Here is a 13,007-nt window from a genome sequence, read left to right as displayed (position 1 = left end):
CGGGAACCATCGCCGCCATGACATGGTTGACTAGCGCGAGCGCGGGTCGGGTCCGATGACGGACACGACCGGGCGCGAACAAGGGGAGAGCGCCACAGTGAACGTCATCGCAGCAATCGTCGGGCGGATACTGCTCGCCATCATCTTCATCGTGTCGGGGGCGAACAAGCTCATCGATCCGGCCGCGACCGACGCCATGATCGTCGCCGCCGGCCTGCCCGCGGGCCTTGCCATTCCAACCGGGATATTCGAGCTGGTCGGCGGACTTGCCATCGCGCTCGGGTTCATGACCCGGCTATTCTCGATCCTCCTCGCCGGGTTCTGCCTGGTCACCATCCTGTTCTTCCACCGCCAGATCACCGATCCGATGCAGGCGGCGATGGCGATGAAGAACCTCGCGATCGCCGGCGGCTTCCTCTGCCTGTTCGCGCACAGCCAGATGCGTTCGAGCTACGATGCGATGGCCGCCAAGCACGAAGGCTTCGTCGAGGCCCGCGCGGCCGAGGAACGCGCCCGCGATGCCGAACTGCGCGCCGCCAAGGCAGAAGGCCGCGCCGAGGGAGCGACCACGGTCACGCCCGTCGCCGCCCCTGTCGTCGCCCCCGTGGCCGCGCCCGTCGTCGACCATGACCGCGACCGCGACGGCGTGGACGACCGGGTCGAGCGGGTCCGCCCCGCGCCGGTCGTGGACCGCGACCGCGACGGTGTGGACGACCGCGACGAAGGCACTCCGATCGATCCGCGTCTGCGGCCGTGACGGTCCTTCCGCGCGACGAACGCCCGTTCGACATCGTGGTCTACGGGGCGACCGGTTACACCGGCCGCCTCGTTGCCGAATACCTCGACCAGCACTATCGTGATCGCGCCGACCGGCCGCGCTGGGCGATGGCCGGGCGCAGCGCGGCCAAGCTGGCCGAAGTCCGCGACCTGATCGGCGCTCCTGCCGATACCCCGCTCGTCGTGGCCGATGCGTCCGACCCCGCCTCGCTGCGCGAAATGGCCAAGCAGACGCGGGTCGTGCTGACAACGGTCGGCCCCTACCAGCTCTATGGCGAGCCGGTGCTGGCCGCCTGCATCGACGAGGGCACCGACTATGCCGACCTGTGCGGCGAGCCGGGCTGGATGCGCGCCATGATCGACGCGCACGATGCCGCGGCACGCGAAAGCGGGTCGCGGGTCGCGTTCTCCTCGGGCTTCGATTCGATCCCCTTCGACCTTGGCGTGCTGATGCTCCAGAAGGAAGCGGTCGCGCGGTTCGGCGCGCCCGCGCCGCGGGTCAAGGGCCGGGTCCGGGCGATGCAGGGCAAGGCTTCGGGCGGTACCGCCGCCAGCCTCAAGGCGACGATGGCGGCGGCGGCGAAGGACCCGTCGCTGATCCCGATCCTGGCTAGCTCGTTCGGCCTGACCCCGGGCTTCGAGGGCCCGCCGCAGCCGCGCGGCGACAAGCCCGAATACGACGAGGGGCTGGGAAGCTGGGCCGCGCCGTTCATCATGGCCGCGATCAACACCAAGAACGTCCACCGCACCAACGCCGTCCTCGGTTTCCCGTTCGGCAAGGACTTTGTCTACGACGAGATGATCCTTACCGGGCCGGGCGAAGCGGGCGAAAAGGCCGCGCAGTTCGTCGCCACGACGCCGATGATCGGGCGGCCGGACGATCCTCTGCCCGGCGAAGGACCGACGAAGGAGGAGCGCGACAACGGCTTCTACGACGTGCTTTTCGTCGGCGAATACCCCGATGGCCGCACGCTGCGCTACGGGGTCAAGGGCCGCTACGATCCGGGCTACGGCTCGACCAGCCGGATGCTTGCCGAAACCGGTATCGCGCTGATCGACAGCGACGCGCCCGGCGGCATCGCCACCCCCGGCGCGATCCTGGGCGAAGCGCTGGTCAAGCGCCTGCGCGACAACGCCGAGATCACTTTCGCGACGGAAGACTGACGGCCCGCGCTACTCGGGCGGGTTGTCCTCGCCCAGCTTGCGCGGGAACGGCCGCGGTTCGAAGGGACGCGCGGAAAAGCGCACCGGCTGCGCCATTTCGAGATAGGCGCCCTCGGTCGGATGCTCGCGCCGGGTGAAGAACCCGGTGGCGGCAAGGTGCGGATCGCCGCGGATTTCGCCGATGTCGCGCGCCGGCTGCGCGGGGATCTGCGCCGCGTGGCAGCGCGCGGCAAGCTCTTCGGAAGTGAAGCGCGGGGTCAGCGTGGCGAGCGTCCGGTACAGCTCGGGCAAGTGCGCCATCCGCCCCTCGGACGTCGCGAAGCGTTCGTCCTCGAGCACTTCGGGGGCATCGAGCGCGGCGAACAGGCGCGGCCAGGCGCTGGCGGTGTATGCGACGATGCTGATGTAGCCGTCGCTGGTCGGGAACGGCTGGCGATCAGGGTCGATCTGGCGGAAATAGCAGACCGGCGCGTTGGGCGGGTCGAATGTCAGTCCGCCGAGATGCTCGACCAGCAGGAACTGTGCAAAGGCCTCGAACATCGGTACTTCGATGCGCTGGCCCTCGCCCGTGCGCAGCTTGTGGATCACCGCCGCGAGCACGCCGTAGGCCGCATGGAGCCCGGCGACCTTGTCCGCGATCAGCGAGGGGATGTAGCGCGCGCGCGGGTCGCCATCGACCCTGCTGGCGAGCGTCGTCGCGCCGGTCGCGGCCTGGATCACGTCGTCGTAGGCCTGGAGGTCGGCATAGGGACCCTCCTGCCCGAAGCCGACGCAGTGAACGTAGATCACTTGCGGGTTGATCGCGCGGACGCTCTCGTAATCGAGGCCGAGCCTTTCAGCCGCCTTGCCCCGCACATTGAGAACGAAGACATCGCATTCGGCGAGCAGCGCCTGCATCTGCGCCGCGCCGGCCTCGCTCTTGAGGTCGATCGCACGCGATTGCTTGCCGCCGTTGAGCGCCATGAAGGTCGGGCTCATCCCGGCCGAGACCGCGGGCTTGCCGAGATAGCGCGCGACATCGCCGATCTCGGGCGGCTCGACTTTCGTGACCTCGGCGCCGAGGTCGGCGAGGATCTGGGTGCAATAGGGACCGAAGACCACGCTGGTCAGGTCGAGAACCTTGATCCCGCTCAGCATCGCCCCGCCATCGCTCGCACTCGCCGTCATCGCCGTCTCCCTTGCGGGAATGGGCTAGGCGAGGCGAGGCGCGCGCGGCAAGTGCAAAGCGGACGAGGCGACGCAAAGCGGCATCCCGATGCAGCGATAACCTAGCGCCGGGGAAAGAGCGTGTCGGGCAGGTCGGGATCGAACCAGTCGCAGTGGATGTCGGGGCGCGCGGCGTGCAGCCGCCCGAATTCGGTGCGGGGAGCGACACAGGCGATCTGGACGAATTCCAGCGCGGGGCATTCGGCCAGCGGCATGAGCCGGCGATCGGCCAGTTTCGTCGAGACGCCTAGGAACGCGCGCAAGCCCGGCAGGCTGGCCAAGGGGTCCAGCGAGGGGATCGTGTAGGGGCTCAACATGCCGCCCTCGATGCCGATCACCTCGAGCCGGGTCGCCCCGCGCAGCCAGGCGAGGTCGGTCATCGCCTTGGCATTGGTAATCAGGAGCGTGCGCAGGGCCGGAAGGTCGAGAAGCGGTGCGAAATCGGCCAGCTTGCGCGGGCTGTCGATGCTCAGGAAGCGCAGCTTCGTCAGGTTCAGCAGGGGCGCGAGGTCGCTGGCGAGGGTCGGCCATTCCAGTTCGAGCCGTTCCAGGTCGCGCAAGTTGCCGATCTCGTCGAGCAAGGGCTGGTCCACATTGGCCGCGACGAGGTGGCGCAGCGCCGGCCTCGCCCCGATCCCCGCCCAGTTGCGCTTGTCGCGCGTGATCCACGCCCGCTCAGCGTCGTGCGGAACGGCGGCTGCATCGGGGTAGAAATGGCGCTCCCGCCACTCGGTCCAGTCACGCTCGACATGGCCGCGAAAGCGGTTGCCGAGGATGCTGCCGGCGGAAGGAGATGCGGTCGCGGATTCGGTCACCCGTCGTCGCTACGCGCGCCGGGTAAACACGGGGTTGCAACACCTTCCGCCCCGTTGGCAACAGGGGCATCATCATGGTGCTAGGAATCGGAAGATCACGGCACTGGAGCGGGCGAAGGGATTCGAACCCTCGACCCCAACCTTGGCAAGGTTGTGCTCTACCCCTGAGCTACGCCCGCTCGTGCGTCCTTCTGGACCGCGGCGCAGGGGCCGGGGTCCGGGGAGAGGCGCGCGGTTAGCATCGCTTCCGGGGGTCGGCAAGCCCCCAATCGTCTCGCAGTGTCCGCCGCGCCGATCCGTGCGCCATAAAGCCCTTGGCAAACCGCCGGCCGTTCCCACATGGTAGCTTCTCCGGCGCACCAGCACGAAAGACCGAACATTGGCGACTCTCGGCCTCAATCTAGACGAACAGAAAGCAGTCGACCGCTTCCGCCAGAACGTGGTCGAACCGTCGATGACCAGCCTCGTGATCCTCGATTTCTGGGCGGAATGGTGCGGCCCGTGCAAGGCGCTGACCCCCGTGCTGGAAAAGGTCTCGGCCGAATATGCCGATCGCGGCGTGGTGCTGGCCAAGATCAACGTCGACGAGGAAGCCTTCATCGCGGCGCAGTTTCAGGTGCGCTCGATCCCCACGGTCTATGCCTTGTTCCAGGGCCAGCCGGTTGCCGATCTCACCCCGGCGCGCACCGAATCGCAGCTGAAAGACATCCTCGACCAGTTGCTCGCCAAGCTGCCGATCCAGGCGGGCACGGCGAATCAGGCGGCGCAGGATATCGCCCCGCTGCTCACCATGGGCGAGGACGTGCTGATCGGCGGCGACGGCGAGCGCGCGGCCGGCATCTTCAGCCGGATCGTCGAAATCGCCCCGGACAACGCCGCGGCGCATGCCGGGCTTATCCGTGCGCTCATCGCCGGCAGGCGCACCGACGAGGCGCAGGAAGTGCTCGACGCGCTCGACCCCAAGCTGGCTGCCGACCCTGCGCTGGCGCAGGCGCGTTCGGCGCTTGCCCTTGCCGCTGATGCCCCGGCAGCCGGCGAGATCGAGGGACTGCGCGCCGCGGCGGCCGAGCGGCCCGCCGACATGGATGCGCAGCTTGCCTATGCCAACGCGCTGTTCGCGGGCGGGGACCGCGATGCAGCGGCCGACAAGCTGCTGGCCATGATCGCCGCCGACCGCGACTGGAACGACGGCGCGGCGCGCGCCCGCCTGCTCCAGATCTTCGAGGCAATCGGACTGGAAGATCCTTGGGTCGCGGCGACCCGGCGCAAGCTTTCCACGGTCCTGTTCGGATGATCGCGGCGCGGCCATGACCGGAACGGGCACTCTTGCGCGGCTGTCGATCTTTCCGCTGCCCGGGGCGCTGCTGTTTCCCGGCCTGCAGCTTCCGCTGCATATCTTCGAGCCGCGCTACCGCGCGCTGGTGACCGACGCGCTGGCCCGCGACCGGCGGATCGCGATGATCCAGCCGCGCGGGACACAGGACGATGCACCCCTGTTCACGATCGGTTGCGTCGGCCACATCGACCAGGTCGAGGCGCTCGACGACGGGCGTTTCAACATCGTCCTCGAAGGGCGCAGCCGGTTCCGGCTGATCCGCGAACTGCCCGCCACGACGCCGTTTCGCCAGGTCGAGGCCGAACTGATCGAGGACGACGACGACGAGGCCCTGAGCGCGGTCGAACGCGCCTCGTTCGAGCGCGAGGCGCGGCGCTTCGCCGATGCCCAGGGCTACAGCGTCGATTGGGATTCGGTCGCCCGGCTCGACGACATTTCCCTGATCAACGGCGTGTCCCAGATCGCGCCGTTCGACGCGGCGGCCAAGCAGGCCCTTCTCGAGGCCGACGGGCTCGAGGCCCGGTGCGAACTCCTGATCCAGCTGATGCAGTTCTTCGGCCGCCACGACGGCGGCGACGACAACCGAGTAACGCTGCAGTAGTCCCCGCGAGCTAGCCGAAGCTCGCCTTCACCCCGTCGATCACGTACTGCGCCGCCAGCGCCGCCAGCAGCACGCCCAGCAGGCGCGTGATCACCGCTTCGCTTCGCGCGCCGAGCTGGCGCATGATCGGCCCCGCCGCGAGCAGGGCGACGAGCGTGAGGATCATCACCGCGGCGAGCGCGGCCAGCATCACCAGGCTGGCTTCCAGGCCGTCGCTGCGCGCCATCAGCAGCATCACCGTGGCGATCGAGCCCGGTCCGGCGATCATCGGCATCGCCATCGGAAAGACCGAGACATCCTCGACCTCGGGCGTGGCCATGATCTTCTCCGCCCGCTCCTCGCGCCGCTGGGTGCGTTTCTCGAACACCATGTCGAGCGCGATCAGGAACAGCATGATCCCGCCGGCGATGCGGAAGCTGTCGAGATCGATATGCAGGCCCGTCAGCAGGCTTTCACCGAACATCGCGAAGACGAGGAGGATGGCGGTGGCGATCAGGCAGGCGCGGATCGCCATCGAACGGGCCTGGGCGTGCGTGGCGCCCTTGGTCAGCCCGGCATAGATCGGGGCGCAGCCGGGCGGGTCGATCACGACGAACAGGGTGACGAAAGCCGAGAGAAAGAGATCGAGCAAGCGCTCAGCCCGCTGCCGGGGCGGCGATGTCCTGGCGCAGGGCCTCGTCGTAGGACACTCCGTTCCACAGCTCGACGCGGAAGACGCGGGCGCCCGCGGCATCCACCCGCGCGGTCCAGCGCAGGCTGCGGTCGTCCGACTGGCCGGTGAGGTAGCGCACCCCGACCGGGCTCAGGATCGCGGGGTACGGCGTCGCCTTGTCCAGATGCTCGCACGAGGCGACGTGCGCCCCGATCATCTCGGCAGTGGGAACCGGCGCCGGCAGCGCGTCGCCGCCGTCATAGACCCACTTGTAGTCGCCGTTCCTCTGGCGCTGCCAGATCGTGGTGAAGAAGCCGGTGGCGCCGGCGGCTGCCTGCCAGGCGCCCTTGTCGACCGCGAGGCTGCCGTCGCAGCTCGACCAGACTTCGTAGGGCTGCCATTTCAGCGCCTGAGCGGGATCGGGCTTGCCCTTGAGGAACTGGTGAGCGTTGACCGGCTGAGGGGTGAACATCACCGCATCGTCGGTCGACGTGTCGCGGAAAGCGGTCCACCGGCCCTTGGCCTGCGCGGCCTGGGCAAAGGCGAGCTCGGCCGCGATCACGGCGCTGGGATTGGCCGAGGGACGCAGCCGCGCGCCGTTGGAGCCCGCTCCGCCAGCGCAGCCCGCCAGGCCGAGTGCGACAATGGCCGTGGCGGCAAAGGGGGCAAAGCGCATCACAGATCCTTCGAATGGATGTTCGCGCGGCGCTGCGCGGCGACCATCGTGTTGCGCAGCAGGCAGGCGATCGTCATCGGGCCGACCCCGCCCGGAACCGGCGTGATCGCATCGGCGACCTTGCTGGCCGAGGCGAAATCGACGTCGCCGACCAGCCGGCCCTTTGCGCCCTCGGTTTCTGGAGGAAGGCGGTTGATGCCGACGTCGATCACGGTCGCGCCGCGCTTGATCCAGTCGCCCTTGATCATTTCGGGCCGCCCGACCGCCGCGACGACGATGTCCGCCCGGCGGACGACGGCGGGCAGGTCGCGCGTGCGGCTGTGCGCAATTGTCACGGTGCAGCTTTCGCTCAGAAGCAGCTGGGCCATCGGCTTGCCGACCAAGATCGAGCGCCCGATCACCACCGCGTCCAGCCCCGACAGGCTGCCGAGCCGGTCCTTGAGGAGCATCAGCGAGCCGAGCGGGGTGCACGGCACCAGACCCGGCAGACCCAGCGCAAGGCGCCCGGTGCTGATCGGGGTCAGTCCGTCGACGTCCTTGGACGGGTCGATCGTCTCGACCACGGCATGTTCGTCGAGGTGGTCGGGCAGCGGTAACTGGACGAGGATGCCGTCGACCGCGGGATCGGTGTTGAGCGCGCCGACCAATCGTATCAGGTCGGCCTGCGAGGTGTCGGCGGGCAGCCTGTGCTCGAAGCTGGCCATGCCAGCCTCGATCGTGGCTTTGCCCTTGGACCGGACATAGACCTGGCTGGCCGGATCGTCGCCGACGAGGACCACGGCGAGGCCCGCCTTGCGGCCGGTCACGCCCTCGAATTCCGCGGCAGCCTCGGCAACGCGGGCGCGCAATCCCCCGGCGAAGTCCTTGCCGTCGATGATCTCGGCGCTCATTCGCCTAGCCGGTGTAATACGGGATGACCGACAGCAGCCGGATCACGATCGACAGCCCGATGATCAACACCATCGGCGACAGGTCGATCATCCCGGTGTCGGGCATGATCTTGCGGATCGGGGCGAGCAGCGGCTCGAGGATGGCGTTCACCGCTTTCCACACCGCGGCGACGCCGTTGTTGTGCATGTTGACCACGTTGAACGAGATTAGCAGGCTCAGCACGAACTGGACGATCACCACGATGACGATGATGTTCATCAGGTAGGTGAGGATGTCGATCAGGGTATAGACGAGCACGGTTGCCGGGCCTTTCGTGGCGGCGGGAAGTCCCGCGCCTGTTAGCCCAGCGGCGACCGGTGTATCAACTGCATAATACGGGAACGCGAGGGCGTTCGCGCGCTCCGCTCAGGGCTTGAGCGTGCTGCTTTCGATATGCCAGCGCAGCTGTTCCGGCGTGGCGCCCTCGATGTCGTTCACGCGGCGCAGGGTGACCTTACCCGCCAGGTTGTAGGGCTTGCCGTCGCGGCGCAGCCCGGTGACGGTCACCGGGACCTCGTAATAGCTCGACCCCGCGGCGCCTTCCTGGTCGCCCTTGCCCGTGGTGATGTCGATGATGCGGTACTTGTCCCATGCGGCGGCGAACGCCTGCGGGGTCTGCCCGCTTGTCGTGCCGTTCTGGCCCCAGACGCGCCTTGCGGTGGCATAGTCGTGCGTTTCCAGTGCGTTGCGCCACCAGGCGAGCACGACCTGCGGATCGCGCGATTCCGGCGGCGCCTTGCCGGCCGTGGAAGCGAGCGTCCCGGTATTGGCCGGCGCAGGCGTGCCATCGCTCGCAGCAGGCGACGGCGTGGGCGAAGGCGCGGTGTCGCCTGCTGCGACGGGCGTCGGCGTGGCCAGGCCGGGCTCGGCCGTCGCAGATGCTTCCGGAACCGGGGCCGCCTGGTTGCAGGCGACGAGGGCGAGCGTGGCAAGGGCCGCGAAGTGGTTCTTCATGGTGGGAACGACGCCCGGGGCGCGCTTCCGTTCCTGAAGGCGCGGGCGCTCAGGCGCGGATCAGGGTCCCCGCGCCGCGGCTGGTGAAGATTTCGAGCAGCATCGCGTGCGGCACGCGCCCGTCGAGCACGACCGCCGCCTCGCATCCCGCCTCGACCGCGGCGACGCAGGTCTCCAGCTTGGGGATCATGCCGCCGCTGATCGTGCCGTCGGCTTGCAATGAGGCAATATCCGCGGGGTTGAGATCGGTCAGCAGCGCGCCCGACTTGTCCAGCACGCCCGCGACATCGGTCAGCAGGAATAGCCGCGCCGCGCCCAGCGCCGCGGCGATCGCCCCGGCCATCGTGTCGGCGTTGATGTTGTAGGTATGGCCATCGTCGCCCGCCCCGATGGGGGCGATGACGGGGATCATCCCGGCGGCGACCGCGGTGTCGATGATCGTGGTATCGACGTGCGCCGGTTCGCCCACGAAGCCCAGGTCGACCACGCTTTCGATGTTGCTGTCGGGGTCCTTGGTCGTGCGCTCGACCTTGCGTGCGGTGACGAGGCCGGCATCCTTGCCCGAGATGCCCAGCGCCTTGCCGCCCGCGCCGGCGATCCAGCCGACCAGTTCCTTGTTGATCGCGCCCGACAGGACCATTTCGGCGACCTGCGCGGTTTCCCGGTCGGTGACGCGCAGCCCGTCGACGAAGGTCGATTCAACCCCCAGGCGCTTGAGCATCGCACCGATCTGCGGGCCGCCGCCGTGGACCACCACGGGATTGATCCCGACGGCCTTCAGCAGCACCACGTCCTGGGCGAAATCGTGCGCGAGGTCGGGGTCGCCCATCGCGTGGCCGCCGTACTTCACCACGAAGGTGCGCCCGGCATAACGCTGCAGATAGGGCAGCGCCTCGGTGAGTGTTTCCGCCTTGGCGAGCATCTCGGGGTTCTCGGTCGCGCGCATCATGCGGCTCCCTTTGCGCTGTCGAGCCGGCGGCCGAGATGGACGACGATCCAGATGATGACCGGCACCAGGACGGCCGAAAGCACGACCTTGGCCAGCATCTGGCCGAGCATGAGGTCGAGGATCGGGCGCACGCCCCAGAACGACACGGTGATGAAGATCAGCGTGTCGACGATCTGGCTGAGCGCAGCGGCGACGAAGCCGCGCAGGCCCGACAGGCGCCCGGTCGCGGCGCGCAGCCGGTCGAAGATCCAAAGGTTGAGCGTAACCGACACGCCATAGGCGATGATCCCGGCGAACATCATCCGCCACGACTGGCCGAGGATGATCGGGAAGGCTTCCTTGGCCGGCGGGTACATGCCCTCGTCGGTGGGAAGCTGGAGCACGAACAGGGTAAGCAGGATTGCGGCCACCAGCGGCGCGAAGCCGTAGCGCACCAGCCGGTCGGCCACCGCCTTGCCGTGAAGCTCGGCGATGCCGCTCGAAATGCCGACGAGGGTGAGGAACGGAAAAATCCCGGCTTCGACCGCGAGCGGCCCCAGCGCGACCTGCTTGGCCCCCAGCACGCCGCCCAGCGTGACCATGCCGCCATAGAACAGCGCGAACGCGAAGAGCGAGCGGGGAAGTTCGGGCGCGGGAGGCGTGGTCTGCATCGGCGCCCGATAGCGGGTTGTGCGCGCGGGGAAAACCCATGCGCTGCGTTTGCCCGCAGCCGCTTTCGCCACTAGGAACACCCGCAACTACTCGGTGCGGAGCTTCCCGATGCGCGTTGTCTATTCACTCCTCGGGATGGCGCTCATCCTGCTGGCCGCGTTCCTGCTGTCGTCGAACCGGCGCGCGATCCGCCTGCGGGTCGTCGCCGCGGCGTTCGCGCTGCAGGCCGGCTTCGCCGCGCTGGTGCTCTACTTCCCGCCGGGCAATGCCGCGCTGAAAGGCGCGGCGCACGGCGTCGAGGGGCTGCTCGGCTATGCCAAGGCGGGGGTAGCGTTCCTGTTCGGCCCGCTTGCCGCGCCCGAGATCGGCGGCACCAGCTTCGCCATCGCCGCGTTGCCGGTGATCATCTTCTTCGCCGCGCTCATCTCGATCCTCTATTACCTCGGCATCATGCAGCTGGTGATCCGCTGGATCGGCGGCGGGCTGGAAAAGATCACCGGGATCAGCAAGGTCGAATCGCTCTGCGCGGCGTCGAACATCTTCGTCGGCCAGTCTGAATCGCCGCTGGTGATCCGCCCCTACCTCGCCGCGCTGACGCCCAGCCAGCTGTTCTGCGTGATGACCGTCGGCATGGCCGGGGTCGCGGGCACCATCCTGGCGGCCTACGCCAGCATGGGAATCCGCATCGACTATCTCGTGGCGGCGGCGTTCATGTCGGCGCCGGGCGGGGTGCTGATGGCCAAGATGATCATGCCCGACGAGCCGCCGGCCAAGTACGTGCCCGCGCCGGGGACCGAAGCCGCCGTCCTGGCCGAGGAGAACGAGGGCGGGCCACCGCTGCCCAATCCGCACGATCCGGCCACGATCACCCCCACGATCATGGAAGTTCCGGCGACCGAGCCCGACGAGGAGCGTCCCGCCAACCTGATCATGGCTGCCAGCCAGGGCGCGCAGACCGGCGTGAAGCTGGCGGTCGCGGTCGGCGCGATGGTGCTCGCCTTCGTGGCGCTGGTCGCGATGGCCAACGGCATCCTTGGCGGGATCGGCGGCTGGTTCGGTTATCCCGACATTTCGTTCGAGGCGATCCTCGGCACGATCTTCGCGCCCGTGTTCTGGCTGCTCGGCGCGGCCGACTGGGCCGAGGCGCTGCGCGCCGGCGGTTTCTTCGGAACGAAGCTCGTCCTGAACGAGTTCGTCGGCTTCATCGATCTGGGCAAGGCGACCGCGCTTTCGCCCCACACCGTCGCGGTCGTGACCTTCGCGCTGTGCGGCTTTTCCAACTTCAGCTCGATCGCGATCCAGATGGCGGTGACCGGCGGGCTTGCCCCCAACCAGCGCCCGGTCATCGCGCGGCTAGGGATCAAGGCGCTGGCCGCGGGCTCGCTCTCCAACCTGATGAGCGCGGCGCTGGCGGGGCTGTTCCTAAGCCTCTAGCGCGCCTCAGCCCGTCCCGTCATCCGGTCAGGGGCGGACCGGGAAGGTTGGCGGCGATGGCGTGGGCAACGGGTAGCCAGCCGGGCGCGTGATAGATCCACGACACCGCGAACTCGCCGGCGACGATCGCCGGGACCAGCGCGACCAGAACCGGGTGCGGCCGCCCCCGCGTGACCACGTCGAAGACGACGACGGCAAGCAGGAACAGGTTGGTCGAGGTGAACGTGTTCACGATCATGCCGAGGTAGCCGTCACCCGACAGCGCGCCCAGCGGCCTCCCCATCACGCGGGTCCAGGCCGCGCCGACGATCATCGCCGTCGCCAGATAGAGCAGGCGCTTGTGTGTCGCGGGGGCGCCGCGATTGGCGATGGCCGCTGCGGCCAGCGCGCCGAATGCGAGGACATCGAAGATGGGGATGATGAAGAACGCCTGGCTGTTGGGCGGATGCATCAGGTAGAACCGCTGGCTGTAGACCTCGGAGAAGAACCCCGACAGGACCATGATCGGGATGAGGCCGACGCTCACCATGCCGAGCCGGCGGTGAACGGCCGTGCGTCCCGTGCGCACCAGCAGGACCTGGACGGCAAGCAGCACCATCCACGTAGTGAATGCCAGCGCGTGAATGTGCAGTACGGGCGGAGCGGGATAGTCGGCATGGCCGGCAAAGCGCCCGGCCAGCGGCGGGGCGAAACCGCCCAGCACCCCCAGCCAGCCGGCGATCACGAAGCCGAGATAGAAGTTGCGGTCGGCGCGGTGGAATGCCGCGAAGCGGGTGGCACGCGTCGCCATCGGGAAGTCCCCTCTCCCTTCCGCGACCGCGCCCGATGGTCTTCCTTCGCTGCCGCCGTGTCAATCGCGGGC

At 68.6% G+C, this 13,007-nt stretch carries 15 protein-coding genes and 1 tRNA gene; 5 read left to right on the top strand and 11 right to left on the bottom strand.

Annotated elements, in window-relative coordinates:
- Positions 1-55: 55 nt before the first annotated feature.
- Both ACFO0A_RS01580 and ACFO0A_RS01575 read left to right on the top strand, forming a co-directional pair.
- Positions 56-757 (top strand): DoxX family protein, encoded by a 702-nt coding sequence (locus ACFO0A_RS01580; RefSeq protein WP_379537226.1) that lies wholly within the window; start codon positions 56-58, stop codon positions 755-757.
- Positions 754-1,941 (top strand): saccharopine dehydrogenase family protein, encoded by a 1,188-nt coding sequence (locus ACFO0A_RS01575; protein WP_379537225.1) that lies wholly within the window; start codon positions 754-756, stop codon positions 1,939-1,941. The genes ACFO0A_RS01580 and ACFO0A_RS01575 overlap by 4 nt, the downstream gene beginning before the upstream one ends.
- Positions 1,942-1,950: 9 nt before the next feature.
- On the opposite strand, the gene ACFO0A_RS01570 is transcribed toward ACFO0A_RS01575, so the two are convergent.
- The 3 genes from ACFO0A_RS01570 to ACFO0A_RS01560 form a co-directional block, all read right to left on the bottom strand.
- A complete protein-coding gene (locus tag ACFO0A_RS01570) occupies positions 1,951-3,108 on the bottom strand; it encodes a CaiB/BaiF CoA transferase family protein (RefSeq protein WP_379537224.1) in 1,158 nt (385 codons plus the stop codon).
- 101 nt (positions 3,109-3,209) lie between these two features.
- Entirely contained in the window at positions 3,210-3,962 is a 753-nt protein-coding gene (locus ACFO0A_RS01565; protein WP_379537223.1) for a leucine-rich repeat domain-containing protein, read from the bottom strand.
- A gap of 104 nt (positions 3,963-4,066) precedes the next feature.
- A tRNA-Gly gene (locus ACFO0A_RS01560) sits at positions 4,067-4,141 on the bottom strand.
- A gap of 200 nt (positions 4,142-4,341) precedes the next feature.
- On the opposite strand from ACFO0A_RS01560, the gene ACFO0A_RS01555 reads away from it, so the two are divergent.
- Both ACFO0A_RS01555 and ACFO0A_RS01550 read left to right on the top strand, forming a co-directional pair.
- Positions 4,342-5,256, top strand: coding sequence for a tetratricopeptide repeat protein (locus ACFO0A_RS01555; protein ID WP_379537222.1), 915 nt, complete (start codon positions 4,342-4,344; stop codon positions 5,254-5,256).
- Between the two features lie 13 nt (positions 5,257-5,269).
- Entirely contained in the window at positions 5,270-5,899 is a 630-nt protein-coding gene (locus ACFO0A_RS01550; protein WP_379537221.1) for an LON peptidase substrate-binding domain-containing protein, read from the top strand.
- A 10-nt stretch (positions 5,900-5,909) separates the two neighbouring features.
- On the opposite strand, the gene ACFO0A_RS01545 is transcribed toward ACFO0A_RS01550, so the two are convergent.
- The 7 genes from ACFO0A_RS01545 to ACFO0A_RS01515 all read right to left on the bottom strand — a co-directional run bounded on the left by ACFO0A_RS01545 (position 5,910) and on the right by ACFO0A_RS01515 (position 10,710).
- Positions 5,910-6,530, bottom strand: a complete 621-nt coding sequence (locus tag ACFO0A_RS01545; protein WP_379537220.1) for a MarC family protein — start codon at positions 6,528-6,530, stop codon at positions 5,910-5,912.
- Positions 6,531-6,534: 4 nt separating this feature from the next.
- Positions 6,535-7,227, bottom strand: a complete 693-nt coding sequence (locus ACFO0A_RS01540; protein ID WP_379537219.1) for a hypothetical protein — start codon at positions 7,225-7,227, stop codon at positions 6,535-6,537.
- On the bottom strand, positions 7,227-8,117 hold the full coding sequence (gene folD, locus ACFO0A_RS01535) for a bifunctional methylenetetrahydrofolate dehydrogenase/methenyltetrahydrofolate cyclohydrolase FolD (protein WP_379537218.1): 891 nt from the start codon (positions 8,115-8,117) through the stop codon (positions 7,227-7,229). Before folD ends, ACFO0A_RS01540 begins: the two co-directional genes overlap by 1 nt.
- A gap of 4 nt (positions 8,118-8,121) precedes the next feature.
- On the bottom strand, positions 8,122-8,415 hold the full coding sequence (locus tag ACFO0A_RS01530; RefSeq protein WP_379537217.1) for a YggT family protein: 294 nt from the start codon (positions 8,413-8,415) through the stop codon (positions 8,122-8,124).
- A gap of 108 nt (positions 8,416-8,523) precedes the next feature.
- Positions 8,524-9,111: a hypothetical protein gene (locus ACFO0A_RS01525; RefSeq protein ID WP_379537216.1), complete on the bottom strand. Its 588-nt coding sequence runs from the start codon at positions 9,109-9,111 to the stop codon at positions 8,524-8,526.
- A 49-nt stretch (positions 9,112-9,160) separates the two neighbouring features.
- Positions 9,161-10,057 carry an acetylglutamate kinase gene (gene argB, locus ACFO0A_RS01520; RefSeq protein ID WP_379538136.1) on the bottom strand — a complete coding sequence of 299 codons (897 nt, stop codon included), beginning with the start codon at positions 10,055-10,057 and terminating at the stop codon, positions 9,161-9,163.
- Positions 10,057-10,710 (bottom strand): queuosine precursor transporter, encoded by a 654-nt coding sequence (locus ACFO0A_RS01515; RefSeq protein WP_379537215.1) that lies wholly within the window; start codon positions 10,708-10,710, stop codon positions 10,057-10,059. Before ACFO0A_RS01515 ends, argB begins: the two co-directional genes overlap by 1 nt.
- Before the next feature lie 109 nt (positions 10,711-10,819).
- Here ACFO0A_RS01515 and ACFO0A_RS01510 point away from each other — a divergent pair, with 109 nt between their 5' ends.
- Positions 10,820-12,145, top strand: coding sequence for a NupC/NupG family nucleoside CNT transporter (locus tag ACFO0A_RS01510; RefSeq protein ID WP_379537214.1), 1,326 nt, complete (start codon positions 10,820-10,822; stop codon positions 12,143-12,145).
- A 19-nt stretch (positions 12,146-12,164) separates the two neighbouring features.
- Here ACFO0A_RS01510 and ACFO0A_RS01505 read toward each other — a convergent pair whose 3' ends face one another.
- On the bottom strand, positions 12,165-12,935 hold the full coding sequence (locus ACFO0A_RS01505; protein WP_379537213.1) for a hypothetical protein: 771 nt from the start codon (positions 12,933-12,935) through the stop codon (positions 12,165-12,167).
- Between the last annotated feature and the right edge of the window lie 72 nt (positions 12,936-13,007).

Source organism: Novosphingobium tardum, assembly GCF_042652045.1.
In the GTDB taxonomy this organism is placed as follows: Bacteria; Pseudomonadota; Alphaproteobacteria; order Sphingomonadales; family Sphingomonadaceae; genus Novosphingobium; species Novosphingobium tardum.
Note: the sequence above shows the minus strand (reverse complement) of the source record. Positions and strands in the feature narration are given on the sequence as shown.